This window comes from Promicromonospora sp. NPDC060204 (assembly GCF_042728455.1).
In the GTDB taxonomy this organism is placed as follows: domain Bacteria; phylum Actinomycetota; class Actinomycetes; order Actinomycetales; family Cellulomonadaceae; genus Promicromonospora.
Genome location: NZ_JBHWZO010000008.1, coordinates 1 through 18,123, shown reverse-complemented (window position 1 = coordinate 18,123; position 18,123 = coordinate 1). Strand labels below are relative to the sequence as shown.

22 protein-coding genes are annotated in these 18,123 nt (G+C 73.6%); 9 read left to right on the top strand and 13 right to left on the bottom strand.

Going from position 1 to position 18,123, the window contains the following annotated elements; all coding sequences use genetic code 11:
- Window positions 1-518: 518 nt before the first annotated feature.
- Genes ACFWEJ_RS02180 through ACFWEJ_RS02170 form a run of 3 tightly spaced genes read right to left on the bottom strand, consistent with a single transcriptional unit; the run spans window position 519 to window position 2,518 of the window.
- Window positions 519-755 carry a hypothetical protein gene (locus ACFWEJ_RS02180; RefSeq protein ID WP_377227562.1) on the bottom strand — a complete coding sequence of 79 codons (237 nt, stop codon included), beginning with the start codon at window positions 753-755 and terminating at the stop codon, window positions 519-521.
- Window positions 756-791: 36 nt separating this feature from the next.
- Window positions 792-1,013, bottom strand: a complete 222-nt coding sequence (locus ACFWEJ_RS02175; RefSeq protein ID WP_377227561.1) for a hypothetical protein — start codon at window positions 1,011-1,013, stop codon at window positions 792-794.
- Window positions 1,010-2,518, bottom strand: coding sequence for a helix-turn-helix domain-containing protein (locus ACFWEJ_RS02170; RefSeq protein WP_377227560.1), 1,509 nt, complete (start codon window positions 2,516-2,518; stop codon window positions 1,010-1,012). Before ACFWEJ_RS02170 ends, ACFWEJ_RS02175 begins: the two co-directional genes overlap by 4 nt.
- A gap of 462 nt (window positions 2,519-2,980) precedes the next feature.
- Here ACFWEJ_RS02170 and ACFWEJ_RS02165 point away from each other — a divergent pair, with 462 nt between their 5' ends.
- The 5 genes from ACFWEJ_RS02165 (at window position 2,981) to ACFWEJ_RS02145 (ending at window position 6,134) form a co-directional block, all read left to right on the top strand.
- Window positions 2,981-3,214 carry a hypothetical protein gene (locus ACFWEJ_RS02165; protein WP_377227559.1) on the top strand — a complete coding sequence of 78 codons (234 nt, stop codon included), beginning with the start codon at window positions 2,981-2,983 and terminating at the stop codon, window positions 3,212-3,214.
- A 53-nt stretch (window positions 3,215-3,267) separates the two neighbouring features.
- Window positions 3,268-4,032 (top strand): hypothetical protein, encoded by a 765-nt coding sequence (locus ACFWEJ_RS02160; protein ID WP_377227558.1) that lies wholly within the window; start codon window positions 3,268-3,270, stop codon window positions 4,030-4,032.
- 355 nt (window positions 4,033-4,387) lie between these two features.
- On the top strand, window positions 4,388-4,585 hold the full coding sequence (locus ACFWEJ_RS02155) for a hypothetical protein (protein ID WP_377227557.1): 198 nt from the start codon (window positions 4,388-4,390) through the stop codon (window positions 4,583-4,585).
- Window positions 4,586-4,688: 103 nt separating this feature from the next.
- Window positions 4,689-5,306, top strand: a complete 618-nt coding sequence (locus ACFWEJ_RS02150) for a hypothetical protein (protein ID WP_377227556.1) — start codon at window positions 4,689-4,691, stop codon at window positions 5,304-5,306.
- A gap of 48 nt (window positions 5,307-5,354) precedes the next feature.
- Window positions 5,355-6,134 (top strand): ABC transporter permease, encoded by a 780-nt coding sequence (locus ACFWEJ_RS02145; RefSeq protein ID WP_377227555.1) that lies wholly within the window; start codon window positions 5,355-5,357, stop codon window positions 6,132-6,134.
- On the opposite strand, the gene ACFWEJ_RS02140 is transcribed toward ACFWEJ_RS02145, so the two are convergent.
- Genes ACFWEJ_RS02140 through ACFWEJ_RS02115 form a run of 6 tightly spaced genes read right to left on the bottom strand, consistent with a single transcriptional unit; the run spans window position 6,122 to window position 10,642 of the window.
- Window positions 6,122-6,451, bottom strand: a complete 330-nt coding sequence (locus tag ACFWEJ_RS02140) for a CHY zinc finger protein (RefSeq protein WP_377227554.1) — start codon at window positions 6,449-6,451, stop codon at window positions 6,122-6,124. The genes ACFWEJ_RS02145 and ACFWEJ_RS02140 overlap by 13 nt on opposite strands.
- The gene (locus tag ACFWEJ_RS02135; RefSeq protein WP_377227553.1) at window positions 6,448-7,044 is read right to left on the bottom strand and encodes an energy-coupling factor transporter transmembrane component T family protein; all 597 of its coding nucleotides are present in this window, start codon (window positions 7,042-7,044) and stop codon (window positions 6,448-6,450) included. The genes ACFWEJ_RS02140 and ACFWEJ_RS02135 overlap by 4 nt, the downstream gene beginning before the upstream one ends.
- Window positions 7,038-7,724 carry an energy-coupling factor ABC transporter ATP-binding protein gene (locus tag ACFWEJ_RS02130; protein ID WP_377227552.1) on the bottom strand — a complete coding sequence of 229 codons (687 nt, stop codon included), beginning with the start codon at window positions 7,722-7,724 and terminating at the stop codon, window positions 7,038-7,040. The genes ACFWEJ_RS02135 and ACFWEJ_RS02130 overlap by 7 nt, the downstream gene beginning before the upstream one ends.
- Window positions 7,721-8,878, bottom strand: coding sequence for a thiolase family protein (locus ACFWEJ_RS02125; RefSeq protein WP_377227551.1), 1,158 nt, complete (start codon window positions 8,876-8,878; stop codon window positions 7,721-7,723). Before ACFWEJ_RS02125 ends, ACFWEJ_RS02130 begins: the two co-directional genes overlap by 4 nt.
- Window positions 8,871-9,989, bottom strand: coding sequence for a class I adenylate-forming enzyme family protein (locus tag ACFWEJ_RS02120; RefSeq protein ID WP_377227550.1), 1,119 nt, complete (start codon window positions 9,987-9,989; stop codon window positions 8,871-8,873). The genes ACFWEJ_RS02125 and ACFWEJ_RS02120 overlap by 8 nt, the downstream gene beginning before the upstream one ends.
- On the bottom strand, window positions 9,986-10,642 hold the full coding sequence (locus tag ACFWEJ_RS02115; RefSeq protein WP_377227549.1) for a biotin transporter BioY: 657 nt from the start codon (window positions 10,640-10,642) through the stop codon (window positions 9,986-9,988). Before ACFWEJ_RS02115 ends, ACFWEJ_RS02120 begins: the two co-directional genes overlap by 4 nt.
- A gap of 60 nt (window positions 10,643-10,702) precedes the next feature.
- On the opposite strand from ACFWEJ_RS02115, the gene ACFWEJ_RS02110 reads away from it, so the two are divergent.
- Window positions 10,703-11,365, top strand: coding sequence for a TetR family transcriptional regulator (locus ACFWEJ_RS02110; protein ID WP_377227548.1), 663 nt, complete (start codon window positions 10,703-10,705; stop codon window positions 11,363-11,365).
- A gap of 12 nt (window positions 11,366-11,377) precedes the next feature.
- Window positions 11,378-12,112: a CYTH domain-containing protein gene (locus ACFWEJ_RS02105; RefSeq protein ID WP_377227547.1), complete on the top strand. Its 735-nt coding sequence runs from the start codon at window positions 11,378-11,380 to the stop codon at window positions 12,110-12,112.
- A gap of 30 nt (window positions 12,113-12,142) precedes the next feature.
- Here the strand turns inward: ACFWEJ_RS02105 and ACFWEJ_RS02100 are convergent, their stop codons facing one another.
- Entirely contained in the window at window positions 12,143-12,586 is a 444-nt protein-coding gene (locus ACFWEJ_RS02100; RefSeq protein ID WP_377227546.1) for a hypothetical protein, read from the bottom strand.
- A 164-nt stretch (window positions 12,587-12,750) separates the two neighbouring features.
- Here ACFWEJ_RS02100 and ACFWEJ_RS02095 point away from each other — a divergent pair, with 164 nt between their 5' ends.
- Both ACFWEJ_RS02095 and ACFWEJ_RS02090 read left to right on the top strand, forming a co-directional pair.
- On the top strand, window positions 12,751-13,695 hold the full coding sequence (locus ACFWEJ_RS02095; RefSeq protein ID WP_377227545.1) for an RNA polymerase sigma factor: 945 nt from the start codon (window positions 12,751-12,753) through the stop codon (window positions 13,693-13,695).
- A gap of 55 nt (window positions 13,696-13,750) precedes the next feature.
- On the top strand, window positions 13,751-14,575 hold the full coding sequence (locus tag ACFWEJ_RS02090) for a GNAT family N-acetyltransferase (RefSeq protein WP_377227544.1): 825 nt from the start codon (window positions 13,751-13,753) through the stop codon (window positions 14,573-14,575).
- Window positions 14,576-14,620: 45 nt separating this feature from the next.
- On the opposite strand, the gene ACFWEJ_RS02085 is transcribed toward ACFWEJ_RS02090, so the two are convergent.
- The 3 genes from ACFWEJ_RS02085 to ACFWEJ_RS02075 all read right to left on the bottom strand — a co-directional run.
- The gene (locus ACFWEJ_RS02085) at window positions 14,621-16,180 is read right to left on the bottom strand and encodes a glycosyltransferase family 39 protein (protein WP_377227543.1); all 1,560 of its coding nucleotides are present in this window, start codon (window positions 16,178-16,180) and stop codon (window positions 14,621-14,623) included.
- Between the two features lie 106 nt (window positions 16,181-16,286).
- Complete coding sequence (locus tag ACFWEJ_RS02080; RefSeq protein ID WP_377227542.1) at window positions 16,287-17,081, bottom strand: energy-coupling factor transporter transmembrane component T family protein; 795 nt, start codon at window positions 17,079-17,081, stop codon at window positions 16,287-16,289.
- A partial coding sequence (locus ACFWEJ_RS02075; protein WP_377227541.1) for an energy-coupling factor ABC transporter ATP-binding protein occupies window positions 17,078-18,123 on the bottom strand: 1,046 nt, incomplete at its 5' end. The genes ACFWEJ_RS02075 and ACFWEJ_RS02080, both read right to left, overlap by 4 nt.

Genomic DNA, 18,123 nt, shown 5'->3' with positions numbered 1-18,123 from the left:
TCGAGGAGGTGCAGAGGGCCTCGGCCACCTCCTGAGGCGCGACCTTCTGCAGCATCGCCTCACCAACCCGCGCGAACAAGTTGCTCATGGTTCCCTTTCTCTCCGTGAATGCTGATGACGCCATTAATCCAGCCTGTCGCCCGGGCCACCAGGAACGGCAACCGGCAAATTCACCGGCAGAACGGCCGCGGCTCACAGCAAGACCGGTGGAGCAACGATCCACGGGTCAGTCGTCACCTGTCGGTCGGCACGACAGAAGGATTCTCAGACGCAGCAACCGACGTTGGCCCAAGAGGTACATGCGGTGTGGCAGTTCGTGGTCTGCTGGTAGCAGTAGCGCTTCTGCCACCTGTGCGAGCCTGTCTCGCATACGGTCGTGTTACAGCGGTACTGGTAGTAACCGGAACACGCGGCCTCGGCCGTCTCGTTCCGGGCCGCCTTCCGGAGGATTGCGTCACCGAACTGCACAAACAGGTTGCTCATGATGCTCCTACTCTCCGCGATTGCTGACGAATTCATTAGGCCAGCCCGCCGTCCGCACCGCCAGGAACCGTCAGCGGCAAATTCACCGGCATGTCCGCACGCCCCGCCTCGCCGTCGTCGTCCAGGCTGATCTCCCAGGCGAACTCCCGTAGCAGGCGATGCATCTCGTACCGGCGGGGCGCGGTTCCTCCAGCAGGTGCAGTCCCGGCCGCCGTCTTCGGCGCCACCTCCTGGAGGACCACGTCACCGAGCTGCGTGAACAGATTGCTCATTCCACTCCTTCTTTCGTCAGGGTCTTGCGCCGGCGTTCAGCAGCAGCCGTTGTCCGCCCAGGCGGTGCAGCTGGGCGGGCAGGAACCTGTGTAGCAGGCGCGCCGCTGACGGTTGCCCGTCGTCTGCGGCTGGGCGCGACACCTTTCGCTGGACTCGCACCGGTACTGGTAGTTGGTGATGCAGACGGCCTCAGCCGTCTGCTCCGGGGCGATCTTCTGGAGGATCGCGTCACCGAACTGCTTGACGAGGTTGCTCATCCCGCTCCTTCTTTCTCCGGCATTGCGAACGGCACCATTCGATCCAGCCGACGGCCATGGCGACCAGGAAGTTCGACCGGCAGCTCCACCGGCAATCGCGACGGCCGGAGCGGTGGCGAGCTCGCCGTCGGCCGACGGCCGACGACGGGGAGCGGCTCGATGTCCGCTTCGAGGTCCGCCTCCCGGACGAACTCCCGCACCAGGTCGTGCATCGCATACCGGTCCGGTAGCGGCTCTTCGAGCAGGTGCGCCGAGGTCAGCTCAGCAAGCACACGATGGGCGGCCCGGGGCGTCAGGCTCCAGGACGCGGTCAAGGCGGCTCTGGCCATCCGTCCCTCCGGAAGCGCGCTCGCGAGGTGGAGGCATTGCGCGGCCTGCGGGGTGAGCCGCCGGTACGGCTCGGCGAAGACGGTGCGCAGGTCGCATCCGGCGTCGTCGGCGGTGTGGAAGGCGTCGAGCGGCACCGGCTCGGCCAGCCACGCATCGAGCGCGGCCTGCGCCTGCGCGGCGGGGCGACGAACCAGGCGGTCGCTCGCGATACGCAGCGCGAGCGGCAGGCCGGCGCAGCGCCGCACGATCGCGTCGACCGCTCCGGGGGCGCCGCGCAGATGCGCGGGTCCCAGCAGGTTCCGGACCAGCTCGGCGGCGTCGTCGTCCGCAAGGGGTCCGACGGCGACGTGACGCGCCCCGTCCCGGATGCTCAGCCCGCGCAGCTGGTACCTGCTGGTGACGAGGGCCGCGCAGGCGCCGGGTCCGGGGAGGAGTGGCCGGACCTGCTCGGCGGAGCCCGCGTCGTCCAGCACGACGAGCATCCGCCGCCCGGCGAGAGTACGGCGCAGGAGCGCGGCGCGGTTCTCGGCCGACGACTGCGCACCCAGGTTCGCGATCCCGAGGTCGCTGAGGATCCGGTCGACGACGGCCTCGGTCGGGTGCGGCCGTCCGGCGCGAGAACCGTGCAGGTCCACGTACAGGACGCCGTCGGCGAACGACCACAGGCGCGTGTGGGCCCAGGCAAGGGCGAGAGCGGTCTTGCCGGCGCCGGCAAGACCGTCGAGGACGGCCAGCCGCGGGGTGCCAACGTCACCGGTCAGCGCGGCGTCGAGCTCGGCGAGCTCGACGGCCCTGCCGGTGAACGGGGACGGCCGCGCCGGCAGCTGCAGCGGGACGACGAGGTCCGGCGCCTCCGCGGCCGGAGGCAGGTCCGGGGACGGCGCCGCCCAGGAGCTGGCTCGCGGGGTCGTCCCGGGCGCCTCGGGCTGGTCCTGGGCCGCGGCGCACTGTCGGGGACGGTAGGACTCGACAAGGTCGGACAGCTGGGCGTCGCCCAGGCCGAGGCCCGTCCCGATCGCGCGCAAGGTACTCGTGCGCGGTCTGGTCACGGCACCGCGCTCAAGGTTGCTGACCGAGCGGACGGACAGGCCCGCGCGCTCCGCCAGCTCCTCCTGCGTGAGCCCCGCTCTGCGGCGAAGCCGCGAGAGCGGCCCGTCGTCCACCACCCCGGTCACCACGAGATCAGTGGTCGTTCACGGAGGTGTTGGTCACGGCACTGCTTCGCGTTCGCATGGCGTTCCTTCCGGTCCGGTGACCTGCCAGTGTTCACAGGCCACCTACATCGGTCCTGCACCGGACCTATGCCGACGGCCTGTCGCGCCCAGCCATCGACCAGGAAGTGTTGCCGGGCACACGAAGTGCCTCCGCAACTGCCGGTCGATTGCCGGAGCAAATTCCTGGTCCTCCTGATCGGGCGCTGTCTTAGACAGCCGGGTCCGCACACCCAGGAGGGAGGCCAGTCATGACGATCGTCGTTCGTAAGGTCGAGCCGGTGAAGGCGACCCAGTACCCGACGCCGCCCGGCAACAGCCGAGCAGCACTCCCGCACCAGGGGCCGGCCCCGCACGTCTCGCGTGCGTCGGGGCCGGCCCTCGGCACATCACGACCGATCGGTACACGACGACGGGGAGACCGCGATGATCACGCTGAAGTACTGCCGGTGGGAACGGTCCGACGGGGTCTTGACCCTCATGGCCGACCAGAGCCGGACCATCGAGCTCGACGACCCGACCGGGGACGTCGGGACCCTGCTCGCCGCCCTCCGCGAGGGCACCGAGGACGCCGCCGCGCTGACGACCCTGCTGCGTGAGTCCGGTCATGACACCGGACCGCCTGGACGGTCTACGCCATCGCGGCGCTGTTCTCCCTGATCACGCTCGCCGTGCGGCCGGACCTGCGCCCGCCCTCGACGGACGCGATAATCGTGGCGGACTTCGGGATCAGCGCGCTCGTCCTGCTGCCGGTGGGCTGGTCGGTCACCGCCCTGCACGAGTACTGGCACTGGCTCGCGGTGCGGGCACTGGGCCGGCAGTCGAGGTTCGGGATCGACGTCCGGTACGGGGTCCTCCTCGTGTTCGAGACGGACCTGACGCAGATCTGGAGCGTCGAGCGGCGCCGACGCTACGGGCCCCAGCTGGCCGGGATGGCCGTCCAGGGCGTGCTGCTGGCTGTGACGCTGCTCGCCGAGGTGCTGTGGCGGGACGCGCCGTTCCTGCGGCTGCTCGTGCTGCTCAACCTGGCGACGCTGTTCTGGCAGGCCATGATCTTCCTGCGCTCCGACCTGTACGCCGTCCTGGTGACCGCCACGGGGTGCACCAACCTCTGGGAGACCACCCAGTTGCGCGCGAAGGCGATGTTCCGCCTGATCAGCCCATCGGAACGGCGCGCCCTGGAGGAAGCCTCCCCGGCTGACCGTCGGGTGAGCCGATGGTTCGTCCACGTGTGGCTCATCGGACCGGTGTTCGCCGCCGGCTATCTGGTCTGGTACCTCCTGCCCTGGATCGGCCAGGCGGCCGATTGGACCGCAGCGGGGCTCACCACGTCCCCGGCTTCCGGGACGTTTTGGTGGACCGTCGCCTCCGCCGTCGCGCTGTTCGGTCCGCTTGTCCTCACGGCCGCCGTCGCGGCGAAAGCCGGGATCAGGGCGCTGCGGGCGCAGAGGGCCCGCAGACAGCAGGCGACGACCTAGCTCGCCGGCCCGCACTCCCTCTCTGCCGCATGGGCGCCGGCCCTCCCCGACGTCGACGCCGTGCTCCAGGACGACTGTGCTGCACCCGTGTGCAGCACAGTCCGTCAGGTTATCGGCGCGCGTGATTCCGGTGGACTCACGCTCGGTTCCTCGAGGATGTGGTCGGGCTCGTCGTCGGTGAGGTCGGACAGGTTCGTCGTGAGAGCACGCCCCCTGTTGGGACAGTCTGCGGCGCATCGCGCTCTCCAGGGTTGACCGTGTCCCAGGGTCACGGACTTCACTGGTGCTGGAAGGCGGTCTTCACTGGTCCGGGAGGCGATGAAGGCAGAGACCCTGCACGACGAAAGGACCCACGATGCCCAGCACCATGTCGCTGCCAGGCTGCGACGAGCAGCTGCGCGACGCCCTGGACGACGCGATCCGCGCGAGGACAGTCACTGACGCGGAAGCGGACACGTACCTGTGGCTTCTTCAGGCGAACCCGGGCCGGTACGAGACCTTCGGTGACCTCATCGAGGTCGTTCGCCAGGTGCTGACCAGCCCGCCGGCCTGACGAGCGCACCCCACGTACTTGACTGTGCCCTTGCGACATGGTCTGGAGTAGCGCTCGGCCGTCCGATCCGGCGGCCCTGTCGACCACTTCATGGAGCATGAGCATGCGACTCTTCCGGCACGCCCTCCAGACCATCCAGACGAATCGCCGCGCGTATCTCGCCCTGAACGCGATCCTGTACGGCTCGGTCCTCGCCGGCTTCGGGGCGGGCCTGCTCTTTCCCGACCTGACGGCCGCGCAGACGGAGTCCTTCCAGAGCAGCGACTCGGCCGACCTGATCCGGTCCCTGCTCGAGAGCCCCTGGCTGTTCGCCCTCGTGATCCTCGCCAACAACGTCCTGCGAGCCGGCCTGCTCAACCTCGTCCTGCCGTCGATGATCGTGCCGTTCGCGGGAATCGTCTGGTACGTCTACGTCCTGTTCACGGTCGGCCTGATGCTCGCACCGGCCGACCGGGAAGGCTGGCTGACGCTCGTCCCGCACTCGCTCACCGTGGTCATGGAGGTCCAGGCCTACGTGCTGCTCTCGCTCGGTGTCTACCTCCTGGGCAGGGCGTGGATCCAGCCGCGGACCGTCGGTGCCGGGAACCGTCGGCAGGCCTACGTGCACGGGCTGCGTCAGCTCGGCGTGCTGAGCCTGCCGGCGCTCGCGCTGCTCGTGGTGTTCGCGCTCTACGAGGCGTTCTCCGTCGTCTACCTCGTGCCTCTGCTGACGGAGGGCTGAGCGCGCAGGCACCGCCTCGGCCGGGTGCTCGCGCGGCATGCTGGTCCCATGGACCCGGTAGCCGTCGTCGTCGCAGTGTCCGTGCTGGCCGCGCTGGCCTTCGCGATCGTGGCCGTCCTGCGCCTGGAGTCACCGTGGTTGCAGCCGATCGCGATCGGGCGGGCGGTGCTGCAGCTCGGGCTGCTGAGCCTCGTCCTGACGGGGGTGCTGGCCGACGGCGTGTGGGTAGGCGTCTTCCTGGCCGTGATGGTCGGGGCCGCGACGGCGGTCGTGCTGCGCCGGGCGCGGCTCCCCTGGCGCGACGCGCCGCGCCTCGCCGGCGTGCTGCTGGTCGCCGCGGCCGTGCCGATGACGGTGGTGTTCGCCACCGGTGCGCTGCCGCTGGAGCCGCGCTACCTCCTGGCGGTCGGTGGGATCGTGGTGGGCAGCACCATGACCGTCAGCTCCCTGATGGGCCGGTCGCTGGCCGCCGCGCTGGTCACCGGCCGCGACGAGATCGAGGGATGGCTCGCCCTGGGCGCCACGCCCCGGACGGCCGCCCTGCGCGCCGTGCGCACGGCGGCGTCCACCGCGCTGATCCCCTCGACCGACCAGACCCGCACCACGGGCATCGTCACCCTGCCCGGCGCGTTCGTCGGCGCGGTCTTCGCCGGCTCTCCCCCGCTGGAGGCGGCCGGCTTCCAGCTGATCGTGCTGGCCAGCATCCTGGCCGCCGGCGCGATCTGCGTCGCGGCCCTGGGCTGGCTGCTCGGCGCGCCCACCCAGCTGCCGGACGGCGGCGCGGACGCCGGCACGGCCGCGCGTCCGGGGCGGCACTACTCGAAGTAGGTCGGGTAGTGCGCCACGCAGCGCGGGTTGAACGCGGCGCTGCAGCGCGGGCACGACGGCGCCCCGCGGTACCCGTCGATGGTGAGCTCCGTCCGGCACACCCCGCAGAGCACGGCGCGCTCGTGGCCCGATCCCGCGGGCCACGGGCGCGAGCCATGGTCGGCGGTCTCGTCGTGGCAGAGGTGGCACGGGTAGTAGCGGCCGCAGCAGGCGAACCGGATCGCGATCACGTCGAGCTCCGTGCGGTAGTGCACGCAGCGCGTCTGGTCGTCCACCGTCGGCCCGTGCACCGCCGGGCCATGCACCGCCGGGCTCATCGCACGCCCCGGGCGGTCAGCGCGTCGCCGAGCGCGTCGGCGTGCTTGAGCGCGACCACCAGGAGCGGCATCGCGAAGAGCCGCAGGCTCCGCCCGCCGCCCCGGGCCCGCTGCGCCTCGCGGACCTCGCGCTCGATCCGCGCGAGCACGGGCAGGGTGCTCACCGTCACCGCCACCGTCAGAGCCGCCCGGTCGGGATCGATCCGCAGGAGCGCCAGCGGTTTCAGCGCCCGCTCGAGCACCTCGAGCAGCTCGCCGAGCGGCGTGGTCGACGTGAGCAGCCCGCTGATCACCACGGCCGCGGTCACCCGGGCGACGTTCGCGACGGCCTCCTCGGGGCCGGCGAACACGAGCTGCCCGGCGGCGATCACCACGATCATCCACCGCACGACGACGAGCTGCCGGACGAGCTCGCGCATCCCCGCTCCCCGCACGGCGTAGCAGCCGACGCAGACGACCGCGGTGACCGCGGCGCCCCACCAGCTTGCGGGGAGCAGGCACACGCCGAGCACGACGAGCAGCAGCACGACGGCCTTGGGCCCCGCCGGCATCCGGTGCCAGGGGCCGTCGCCCGGCCGGTACAGGGTCAGCACGCGAGCTCCTGCTCGTAGGCCGCGACGATCGCGTCGGGGGCTCCGACGGCGGCGATCGTGCCGTCCTGCACCAGGACCGCCGTGTCGCACCGTTGGGCCAGGGCGAGGTCGTGCGTCACCAGGAGCAGCCGGTGGTCGCCGTCGGCGAAGAGGTGGTCGGCGACCCGCCGGGCGTTGCGCGCGTCCAGGTACGCCGTCGGCTCGTCGGCGATCACGAGGTCGGGGCGGCGCACGAAGGCGCCGCACAGCGCGAGGAGCTGCTTCTGCCCGCCGGACAGGTCGTGCGACGCACGGTCCGCGACCTCGTCGAGGCCGAACCGGCGCAGGGCCTCGTCGACCCGCCGGTCCCGCTCCTGCCGGGGCAGCTTCTCGGGACGCAACGAGAACGCGACGTCCTCCGTCACGGTCGGCATGACGATCTGGGTGTCCGGGTTGCTGAACACGACGGCGACGCGACGGCGCAGCCGGGCGGCGTCGCGGGCCGGGTCGAGGCCGAGCACGCGGACCGTCCCACTCGTGGCGTGGGCCAGCCCGCCGACGAGCCGCGCGAGCGTGGACTTGCCCGACCCGTTCTCGCCGACGACGGCGACGGTGCGCGCGTCGAGCGAGCACGTCACGCCGCGCAGCACGTCCGTGTCCCCCAGGCGCACGTGGACGTCGTCCAGGTCGAGGTAGCTCATCGGACCACCTCGACGACGGCGGCGACGCCCATCCCGCCCCCCACCGAGGCGGCGGCCACGCCGAGGGTTCCGGCCGGCGCACCCGCGCGGACCAGCCGGCTGAACAGCCGCACCATGGCGACCGCGCCGCTGGCGCCCCACGGGTGACCGAGCGCGAGCGCCCCGCCGTCGGCGCAGACCCGCGGGTCGTCGTCGGCGAGACCGATCCGGTCGAGCACCGCCAGCGACTGCGCCGCGAAGGCCTCGACGATCTCCACCGCGGCGACGTCGCCGATCCCGGCGTCGGCGGCATCGAGCGCCGCGAGCACGGCCGGGGCCGCTCCGATCCCCGGCAGCGCCGGGTCGCAGCCGACGACCGCGTGGCCGCGGACCACGAGGCCGGCGGCATCGCCCCGGAGGCGGTGGGGCACGATCGCGACGGTCGCGGCGCCGTCGCTGATCCGCGTCGACGTCCCCGCGGTGACGGTGCCGCCCGGGAAGAGGGGGCGCAGACGGGGCAGCAGGGGTTCGGCCACGCCGATCGAGTCGTCGGCGAGCACACCGCGCAGGGGCACCAGCTCTGCGTCGAACCGTCCGGCGTCGCGGGCCGCGCGGGCCCGCTCGTGGCTGCGGGCCGCGTGCGCGTCCTGCCGCTCCCGGGTGATCGCGTCGGCCCGGGCGAGGTCCTCGGCCGCCTCGACCATGTCCGGGTCGGGCCAGCCCACCGGTGCGAACGGGGCCCGGTCGTAGGACACGCCGTCTGCCGACCTGGTCGGGGCGGTCGACGCGCTCTCGACGCCGCCGGCGATCCGCGGCCGGTCGTCGCCGGCGCGGATCGCGGTCACCGCGTCCAGGACGGCGGCCAACCCGCTGCCGCACTGCCGGTCCACGGTCACGCCCGGCACGCCGACGCCGAGCCCGGCGGCGAGCGCCGAGACGCGGGCGGGATTGCCGCCAGGACCCATGCAGTTGCCGAGCACGACGTCGGCGACGTCGAGCGCCCGGCCGGTGGCGGACTCGGCGTCGGCCAGGGTGGCGCGCAGGACGGGGCCCGTGAGCTGCTCGGCCCTGACCTGGGCGAACGCCCGGCTACGGGTGCCGATGGGGGTGCGTCGCGCGGCGACGACGACGGGCAGCTCGGACACGCGCTGCCCGGACACGTACTGCTCAGACAAGCCGGCTCACCTCGCCCGTGCCGACCTGGCGCAGCACCTCGGCGCGGGCCGGCTTGCCGGACGCCGTGCGCGGCAGCCGCCCCGCGAACCACACGCGGGGCCGGTGGGCGGGCGCAAACCGGGTCTCGGCCAGGGAGCGCAGCCGGCCCGCCGTGGGCGCCGGGGCGCCGTCGGCGGGCTCGACCATCGCGGCGACGAGCGCGCCGACCCGGGGCGTGGGGAGCCCGAAGACGACGGCGTCGGCGACCCCGGGGAGCGTCCGGAGGCCCGCCTCGACCTCGTCGGGGACGACGGTGGCGGACGCGGTGAGGATGGCGGCGTCCGCCCGCCCGCGCACGGTCAGGGTTCCGTCGTCGTCCAGGGTGGCGAGGTCGCCGACGGTGCTCCAGGCACCGTCGGTGCGCAGGGGGCCGGGCTCACCGAGGTAGCCGAGCGCGGCGTAGGGCGAGCGGGCCCACAGCTCGCCGTCCCGCACGTCGATCTCCACCCCGGGGAAGGCCCGCAGGCCACTGCCGTCGTCGACCGCGACGAAGGAGAGCTCCGCCGCCCCGTAGTACGCGACGACGCGGATGCCGCGGGACTCCGCGTCCGCGCGCAGTCGCGCGTCGAGGTGGGAGCCGCCGACCAGGGCCGTCCGCAGGCGCGGGGCGGCGCCGGCGTCGAGCAGGGCGCGCAGCGCGTGGGGCGTGCCGTGGAAGAGGGTGGCCTGCTCGGCGCCCCGTCCGCCGGGGAAGACCGGCCGCGGCCCCCCGCCGAGGGCGTGCGCCAGGGAGAACAGCGTGAGGGACGACGCCGGCGGGGCGGGCAGCAGGATCTCTTCTTTGGGCCCCTGGCCGGCGAGCAGCGCGGACACCGCGGCGAACGACCGCTCCCACGACGCGGCGGTGCGCAGCACGACGCGCGGGGTCCCGCTCGTCCCGGAGGTCAGGGCGGCCCAGGCCGCGCCGTCGAGGACGGGGGCGTCGGCGGTGAGGTCGCGCACGGCGGACCACTGCGCCGCGGGCCACCGGTCGTCGCCGACGAGGGGGACGTCGCCTTCGTCGCGCACCGCGCGGATGCTGTCGAGGAGCTCGCCGGGCGCACCCCGCAGCACCCTGATGCGTGCGGTCATCGGGTCGCGTCCGGTGCCGGGGAGTCGGGGGCCGGGGCGTCCGGGGCCGCGACACCGTCACGCCGCGGCGGGAGCCACGTGCGGCGGAACGCACGCGGGTACGCGCGCAGCAGGGTCGTGACGGTCAGGGTCGCGAGCGTCGCCTTGACCAGGTCACCGGGGAGGAACACGAGGCTGGTGAGCGCGGTCTCTCCCAGGGACAGCCGGGTCACCAGGCTCTGCACGGGGATGCCGAACGCGTAGACGACCACGATGCCGCCGACGACCGTGGCGACCGCCGTCCGCCAGACGGCCGGCCTCCGGGCGGAGGAGTGCACGATCAGGCCCGTCACGAACGCCCCGGCGACCCAGCCGGCCAGGTATCCCGCGGACGGTCCGACGAAGACGCCGAGGCCGCCCCGCCCGCCGGCGAGCAGCGGGAGCCCGACCGCGACGAGGGCGAGCAGCACGACCATGGACAGCGCACCCAGCCGCGGGCCGAGGACGGCGCCGGCGAGCATGACACCGAACGTCTGCGCCGTGATCGGTACGGCGCCGAGGACGCTGAAGCTGCCCGGCAGACCGAGCGCGGCGACGACGGCGACGAAGACGGCCAGGCGCGCCATGTCCCTCGCGTCGAGGGCCCACGGTCGTGATCTGTGGTCGATGGACATTCACTCACCTCCTACCTGAACGCTGTTCACCTGAACAGCGTTCGACAATATAGTGACCTCATGGCCGTTTCGGGAAGCTCGCGTCGACGAAGCCGCGACGACGTCGCCGAGACGGCGTTGCACCTCCTGGACGAGTACGGTCTGCCCGACCTGACCATGCGACACCTGGCGACCGCGCTCGGCGTGCAGCCGAGCGCCCTGTACTGGCACTTCCCGAACAAGCAGGCGCTGCTCGCGGCCGTCAGCGAGCGGATCCTCGCGCCGATGGCCGAGATACCGAGCGACAGGACGTCCATGCACGAGGCCGTGCGCGTGGTCGGGACGAGGATGCGCGAGTGCCTGCTGGCGCACCGGGACGGCTCCGAGCTGGTGTCGAGCTCGCTCGCCCTCGGACTGGTGAGCTCACCCGTGCGGCCGCACCTGCTCGACGCCGCTCGTGTCCATGGCGTGCCCGACGCGCTGGCCGAGGTGGCCGCCGAAGCGGTCATGCACTTCGTGGTCGGCTTCACCTTTCACGAGCAGCAGCGCCTGGCCGCGGACCAGCTCGGGCTGCTGACGGAGACCGACGCCTCGACCCTGGAGGGGGACCGCGTGGGCGCCCCCGTCGTCGGCGACTTCGCCGAGGCGCTGACGATGATCGCGCACGGCCTCGAGGTGTCGATCGCCCAGTACAGGGAAGTGGAGAAGATCAAGCGGGACGAATTTTCGCGCACGGCCGGATGAGAAGAGGTCGCGTTGCGCGAGTGTGAGATCAAGTTTCAGATCCACGACGCGTCGAGCGCTCTGGACCTCACGGAACGGCTGCTCGACCTCGACGGCACCGCGTACACCGGCTCCCGCGAGGAGCTCGACTGCGTCGTCGACACGGAGGACCATGCGATGCGGGCCGCGGGAGTGCTGCTGCGGCACAGGGTCGTGCGCCGCAAGGACGGCGTGAGCGAGCTGATCACCCTGAAGACCGCGCGTCCGGAGACGGCTGCCGGGAAGCGGCGGTTCCAGGACCACGAGGAGATCGAGTTCGAGGCGGACGGCTCCGAGAGAGCGGCTCGGACGTCGTTCCACATCGGCGACGAGGTTCGCCGGCTGTCGGGGGTGAGCGTCGAGGTACCGCGTTCGCCGGTCGGCACGCGCGCATGGTTGACCACGCTCCGCGCCCAGATCGGGTCGCTTCGTGTTCGGGCCCTGCTCGAGAAGCGTCGCTCGGTCTTCAAGGGAGAGGGCTGGGAGGTGTGCCTCGACCGCTTTCCGTCACCCATGGGCTCCTTCGCCGAGATCGAGGCGACGGATCCGGGCACGCTCCTCAGGGTTGCCGGGCTGCTTCACCTCGATCCGGATGCGGCCGAGACCCGGACGTACGGAAAGATCCTGGGTGAGCGGAACGCGCGACGGCCTCCCGCTTTGAGGCGAGTCGCCCTGTTCGACGACAGCTGGGGCGACCTGGCGGACGTCCTGGAGCTCCCCGCCCGATGAATGGGGCCCAACCCGTCGCACGCAGAGCCGTCAGGCGGGCACCGTGGGGTCGACATCGATCCACAGATACAGGTGTTTCTGCTCCGCCTGGGCGCTGCGCGCAAGTGACGTGAGCTCCCGGAGAAGCGCGCCGGTCGCAGCCCCGGTGAGCCTCTCCAGGCGCACCTCGTCCGTCCTGGACCACCGGGACGCCGCGATGAGCCCGCGCACCCCTGACTGCCGGGCCAACGCGTCCCGGGCCTGATCGCCGAGCGGTAGGACCACTCGCTGCCCCTGCTCGAAGACGGCGACCGGGTCGGGCGCGGAACGCATCACCGACCTGTGGTCACGGCCCGTGAGCATCGCCTCGAGCCTCCAGAGGCCGACCGGCCCCGGATCACACACCACCCCCGAGTCGGGTCCGGTATGCAGCCGGCCGACGGCTTGGACGTCGTCGGCCTCAGCAAAGACCACTTGTCGCACCAGGGATCCCACGAATGCCCTCCTTCAGACAACGAACAGGCGCCAGACAGGCCCTCGCAGGCTACGGGCTGCTCCCCGTCGGGATCGCACAGGAGGATGCGTGGGCTCAGATCAACCGGCGGCACGTGGGTCAGCGAGCGCAACACGCCCACGAGCACTGCCCTATCATCGGCCGCGTGCTGAAGACCCACCCTCCCGGCGCCCCGTCCGACGGGGACCTGGTCCGCGCCGCGCGGGCCGGCGAGACGAGTGCGGTCGGCCTCCTGCTGGCCCGGCACCGGCCCGCCATGCTCGCGGTCGCGACCGGCGTGCTCGGTCACGTCCCCGACGCCGAGGACGCCGTCCAGGAGGCCGCGCTCGTGGCCCTGCTGCGGATCGACGACCTGCGGGACGTCGACGCGGCAGGGCCGTGGCTCCGGTCCGTCGTGCGCAACGCGTGCAGGATGCGGCGGCGGGCGCGGTCCGACCTGCTGCCCCTGGACGAGCAGCACGCGGACCGGCTCCCGAGCGTCGAGCCGGACCCCGCGGACCTGCTGGACCGGTACGCCAGCCGCGACTGGTTGTGGGCCGCCCTCGGCGAGCTGCCCACGGACCTGCGGCTGACCCTCGTGCTGCGGCACCTCGGCGGGCTGCCCGCCTACCGCGACATCGCGACGACCCTCCAGATCCCCGTCGGCACGGTCCGCAGCCGGCTCTCCGAGGCCCGACGGCGCCTGGGGACCGCGCTGCTCGCCACCGCCGAGGCCGCGCACGACGACGTCGCCGCCGTGACCCGCGCCCGGCGCGGCGAGGCCGCCGAGCTGCTGGCGGCGGCCGACCGCGGCGAGCTCGGCTCGGTGCTGGGCGAGGGCTGGTCGCCGCTCGTGGAGTCGACGTGGCCACGCGGGCACACCACGACGGGCCACGACTACATCGTGCGGGCCCTGGCGGCGGACGTCGCCGACGGCGTGCACCATCGGCTCGCCGACGTCGTGGCCGGTCATGACCTCGCCCTGTGGGAGATCGAGCTGCTCAACCCGCCCGAGGACCCGGACCACTGCCCGCCCGGCGCGCTGTGGGTGCTGCGCCTGGAGGACGGCCTGGTCCGCCGGGCCCACCTGTTCCACCGCCCGCGGGAGTGACGCACGTCACTCCCCTCGCGCCGAACTTCCGGGCGCCGGCGAGCATCGTGCAGGTGTGAACACACGGACGACGGACCCGACCGAGCTCGCCGAGAGCGTCGAGGCCGAGATGATGTACCGCTACGAGACGAACGCCCCGGACCTCGCCCAGGAGGGGCTGGGGATCGCGACGACCAGGATGGGCGGCGGAGTGGTGCTGTCCGCCCGCGTCGACCCGTTCGACTACTGGAGCAAGGCGCTCGGGTTCGGGTTCGCGGAGCCCGTCACGCACGACCTGGTCGACCGGGTCGTCGCCTTCTACCGCGAGCAGGGCACGCCCACCGCCGTCCTCCAGGTGGCGCCGTCGGTGCTGCCGCCCGACTGGGCGCAGATCCAGGAGGCGCACGGGCTGCAGGCGGCGGGGTCGTGGCTGAAGCTGGCGGCGCCGATCGGCGACGTCCGGGCCGAGGCCCGCACCGACCTGCGGGTGGGTCCGGTCGGCGAGGCTGACGCGCACGAGTGGGCCTCCGTCGTCTCCCGGGCCTTCGGCATGGAGATTCCCGCCATGGTCGCGATGCTCGCCGAGAGCGTGCGGCACCCGGCCGCCACCCCGTTCGCCGCCTGGGACGGCGACACGATCGTGGCCGGCGCGAACCTCTACGTGCACGGCACGGTCGCCTCGCTGAACTCCGGTGCGACGCTGCCCGACCACCGCGGCCGCGGCGCCCAGTCGGCACTGATCGCCGCACGCCTGGCCGCCGCGCGGGCTGCCGGCGCCGGCTGGGTGGTCGCCGAGACCGGCGCGCCCGCACCGGGCGAGGTGAACCAGTCGCTGGCCAACCTGCAGCGCGCCGGCCTGCAGGTCCGCTACGCACGCCAGAACTGGCGCTGGCGCGCCTGACACCGAGGCCGGGCACCCGGGCCGGCCCGCCCGGGTCGCCCCGGGTCAGTCCAGGTGCCGCAGCTCCGGCCACAGGGCGGCCCAGCCGCCCACGGGGCTACGGCACTCCAGGATCGACACGCCCTGCTCCTCGTTGTCGACGTCCACGCCGTTGTCGAGCCGCCCCCGGACCGCGCACTCCTCGAACCGCTGGTCCCAGGCGCCGGGTGCCTCGGTGAGGACCAGGGCGACGGTCGAGGACGCCGGGGGCGGCCCGTACTCCCACAGCTGGTTGTGCCCCGAGTACACGGCGGGCAGCCCGAGCTCGGGACCGTACCGGTCCACGGCCCCGGCCTCGCCGTAGTTCTGCGTCAGGACGACGGTCCGGTCGCGGTCCTCGGCGGGGAGCGCCGCGTGCACGTCGGCGACCTGCCGTACGTACTCGGGCCAGCCGACGGCGTCCTGCGCGGCGGAGTTGATGTCGGCGATCGGCGTCCTGCCCAGGGCCGCCACGGGCACCAGCGGCAGGCTGATGACCAGGCAGATCACCGCGTTCACCGCCACCGTCACGACGACCGTCCGCTGCCAGCCGGACCGGGCCCACTCGGCGACCGGCACGCACCCCGCGGCGAACAGCACGGAGAGCAGGCCCGTCGCGTAGTACGTCTGGGACCCGGCCAGGTAGGTGAACGCGAGCAGCGCCGGGTAGGCGACCACCAGGAAGCGCAGCAGGGGCCGACGGCGCCACAGCCACACCAGCCCCACAAGCCACACCAGGGCCAGCGGCACGCCGAGCGTGATCAGCTGGAACAGCCACATCTCGCTGCGCACGTCGGCGGCGTTGTTCTCGCCCAGCGCCGCGCCCATCGCGAGCTGCGGCCAGCCGTTCGTGGCCTGGAAGATCAGGTTCGGCAGGCCCACGAGCAGCGCGACGACGGCGCCGGCCCACGGCCACGGTGTCGCGAGCGGCCACCGGGCCGGGGCGGCCGACCCGCGCAGCATCCGCCACGGCCAGCCGACGACCAGCCCCAGCAGGATCGCGCCGAGCAGCGCCACCACCAGCAGCTTGTTGTACAGCGCGACGCCGGTGACCAGTCCGGCGGCGAGCCACCAGCGGGGGTCGCGCAGCACGGCCCGGATCACGCACAGCAGCACCGCCGGCCACATGAGCAGGTCCAGGCTGGAGGTGAGCAGCGTGTGCCCGAACGCCACGGGGATCGCCGCCGTGCCGTAACCCCAGGCGGCCAGCGCCTGCGCTCCCGCGCGCCCACCCAGCTCACGCGCGACGAGCGCGATCACGACGATCGCGGCCAGGTGCGCGAGCGTCGCCGGGACGCGCATGACCAGCAGCGTGTCGCCGAACAGCTCGGCGAAGGTCCGCGCCAGCCACGGCGTCAGGGGCGGCTGGTCCACGTACCCCCAGGCCGGCTCCAGCATGCGGAAGTACAGCTCGTCGCGGTGATACCCGTACTGGGTGCTGGTCACGGTCAGCAGCACGCCGAGCACCAGCACCGCGGCGCCCACCGGGCGCCACGCCACGGCGGGCAGCGGGCCGGTGGGCCGGACCTCGGCCGCGGCGTCGGCCGGGCCGCGGTGCGAGTCGGGTGGTGCGGACGCGTCCGCCATGGTCGGGAGCGTACCGACGGCGCCGGGCGGCGCGCCAGGAAACGCCGCGCCGGGAACCTGCCTGGCCAGAGCGTCGCCGGGCGAGCAGAACCGGCCGAACCGCCCGTCAGAGCCGGAGGTCCACCACCGCGGCCGCCACCCACGCGGCCAGCACCACCAGCACGAGCACGACGTCGGCCCGGCCGATCGGCACGGGACGCCACACGGTGCGGGGGCGCTCGCCGAGGCCCCGGGACTCCAGCGCGAGCGCGATGCGTTCCGCCGACCGGATCGAGGTGACCAGCAGCGCGAAAGCCGCCCGACCGGCGTCGGGCAGACCGAAGCGGGGACGACCGCGCCGCAGGGGCGCGCGCACCGCCTGAGCCGCCCGGATGGTGGCCCACCGCGCGGGCATCGCCGTGAGCATGCGGTGGCCCGCCAGCACCGGGTAGGCGTACCGGGGGCTGAGGCGGGCGTGCTGCACCAGGCTCACCATCAGGTCGCGGGGCGGTGTGGAGGCCAGGAACCCGATCGTGAGCACGCCGATGACGAGGCCGCGCAGCGCGAGGGCGACGCCGACCGTCAGCCCCTCGACGCTGACGGGCGCTCCCGACACGAGCGGGGTGCCCGGCCGGCTGAGGCCGTTGACGGCGACCAGCCCCACGCCGAACACGACGAACGGCACCTGGCCCAGCACCAGGGTGCGCGGCGGGACGCGGGCGGCGACCCCGACCGCGACGACCGCGAGCGCCCAGAGGCCGAGCAGCGGGCGCGGGTCGAGGAAGCCGAGGGTGGCGAGCGAGGCGGCCAGCAGGATCGCCGCCTTGACCGTGGGGTTGCGGCGGCCCAGGTAAGGGGTGGCGGCCGTGGCCGGGTCGGTCGGGCGCGTTCCGGTCTCGGCGCGCGGCTCGACGGCCGTCATGTCGCCGCACCCAGCGCGAGGGCCCTGTCGTCCAGGGCGCGCAGCACTCCGACCAGATCCTGCGCGTCGCGCACCTCGCCGGCCAGCGCCCGGAGCAGGGCGGGTGGGCGCAGTCCCGCGCGCGCGAGCAGCGGCTGGTCGCGGAGCAGGTCGAGCGGGGTGGTGTCGGCCAGCAGGGTGGCGTCGGCGAGCACGAGCACGCGGTCGGCGTAGCCCGCGACGGCGCGCAGGTCGTGGCTGGAGAACAGGACGCCGCGGCCGTCCGCCGCGGCGTCGCGCAGCGCGCGGAGCACGCCTACGGAGGCGTGCCGGTCCAGGCCGAAGCCGGGCTCGTCGGCGAGCAGGAACGGGTGCTCGTGCACGAGCATCGCGGCGAGGCTCAGGCGGCGCTTCTGCCCGCCTGAGAGCCGGTACGGGTTGTGGTCGGCGAGCCGGGTGAGCCCGAAGCGGGCCAGCGCCTGCTCGACCCGGGGCGCGGCGTCGGGCGGCAGGCCGTGCGCCACCTCCTGGCGCACCGTCGTGGCGGTGAGCTGGTGCTCCGGGTTCTGGAACACGAGCCCGGCCCGGGGGCCGTCCACGCTGCCGGCGGCCGGCCGGTCGAGGCCCGCGAGGCAGGTCAGCAGCGTGGACTTGCCGCTGCCGTTGGCCCCGACCAGCGCCGTGATGGTCCCCGGGCGGAGCTCCAGGTCCACCCCGCGCAGCACCTCGCGACGCCGTGCCCGGGGACCGCGCGCGACGGCGAGACCGCGGGCGCGGAGGGTGGGGCCGCCGTGCGGGGCGCGACGGGGCGGGACGCCGGGCACGGTCGTGTCGTCGGGCGCGGTCGTGTCGTCGGGCACGGTCACGTCGTCGGGCATGGTCACGTCGTCGGGCGCGGGCCCGCCGTCGGACGCTGACTCGCCGTCGGACGCTGACTCGCCGTCGGACGCTGACCGGGCACCCGGCCCGCGGGCGTCCCGGCCGAGCTCCCGCAGCAGCCGCGCCGCGAGCGACCCGCCCGCGAGGTGCGCTTCTACCCAGTCATTGGGCCCGGAATCAGGCC

Bases quoted from the DNA above. Each gene is read 5' to 3' on its own strand.
- ACFWEJ_RS02110 (WP_377227548.1), top strand. From the start codon at position 10,703: ATGGCCGTTTCGGGAAGCTCGCGTCGACGAAGCCGCGACGACGTCGCC.
- ACFWEJ_RS02150 (WP_377227556.1), top strand. From the start codon at position 4,689: ATGCGACTCTTCCGGCACGCCCTCCAGACCATCCAGACGAATCGCCGC.
- ACFWEJ_RS02130 (WP_377227552.1), bottom strand. From the start codon at position 7,724: ATGAGCTACCTCGACCTGGACGACGTCCACGTGCGCCTGGGGGACACG.
- ACFWEJ_RS02165 (WP_377227559.1), top strand. From the start codon at position 2,981: ATGATCACGCTGAAGTACTGCCGGTGGGAACGGTCCGACGGGGTCTTG.
- ACFWEJ_RS02155 (WP_377227557.1), top strand. From the start codon at position 4,388: ATGCCCAGCACCATGTCGCTGCCAGGCTGCGACGAGCAGCTGCGCGAC.
- ACFWEJ_RS02085 (WP_377227543.1), bottom strand. From the start codon at position 16,180: ATGGCGGACGCGTCCGCACCACCCGACTCGCACCGCGGCCCGGCCGAC.
- ACFWEJ_RS02120 (WP_377227550.1), bottom strand. From the start codon at position 9,989: ATGACCGCACGCATCAGGGTGCTGCGGGGTGCGCCCGGCGAGCTCCTC.
- ACFWEJ_RS02140 (WP_377227554.1), bottom strand. From the start codon at position 6,451: ATGAGCCCGGCGGTGCATGGCCCGGCGGTGCACGGGCCGACGGTGGAC.
- ACFWEJ_RS02180 (WP_377227562.1), bottom strand. From the start codon at position 755: ATGAGCAATCTGTTCACGCAGCTCGGTGACGTGGTCCTCCAGGAGGTG.
- ACFWEJ_RS02115 (WP_377227549.1), bottom strand. From the start codon at position 10,642: ATGTCCATCGACCACAGATCACGACCGTGGGCCCTCGACGCGAGGGAC.
- ACFWEJ_RS02175 (WP_377227561.1), bottom strand. From the start codon at position 1,013: ATGAGCAACCTCGTCAAGCAGTTCGGTGACGCGATCCTCCAGAAGATC.
- ACFWEJ_RS02145 (WP_377227555.1), top strand. From the start codon at position 5,355: ATGGACCCGGTAGCCGTCGTCGTCGCAGTGTCCGTGCTGGCCGCGCTG.
- ACFWEJ_RS02080 (WP_377227542.1), bottom strand. From the start codon at position 17,081: ATGACGGCCGTCGAGCCGCGCGCCGAGACCGGAACGCGCCCGACCGAC.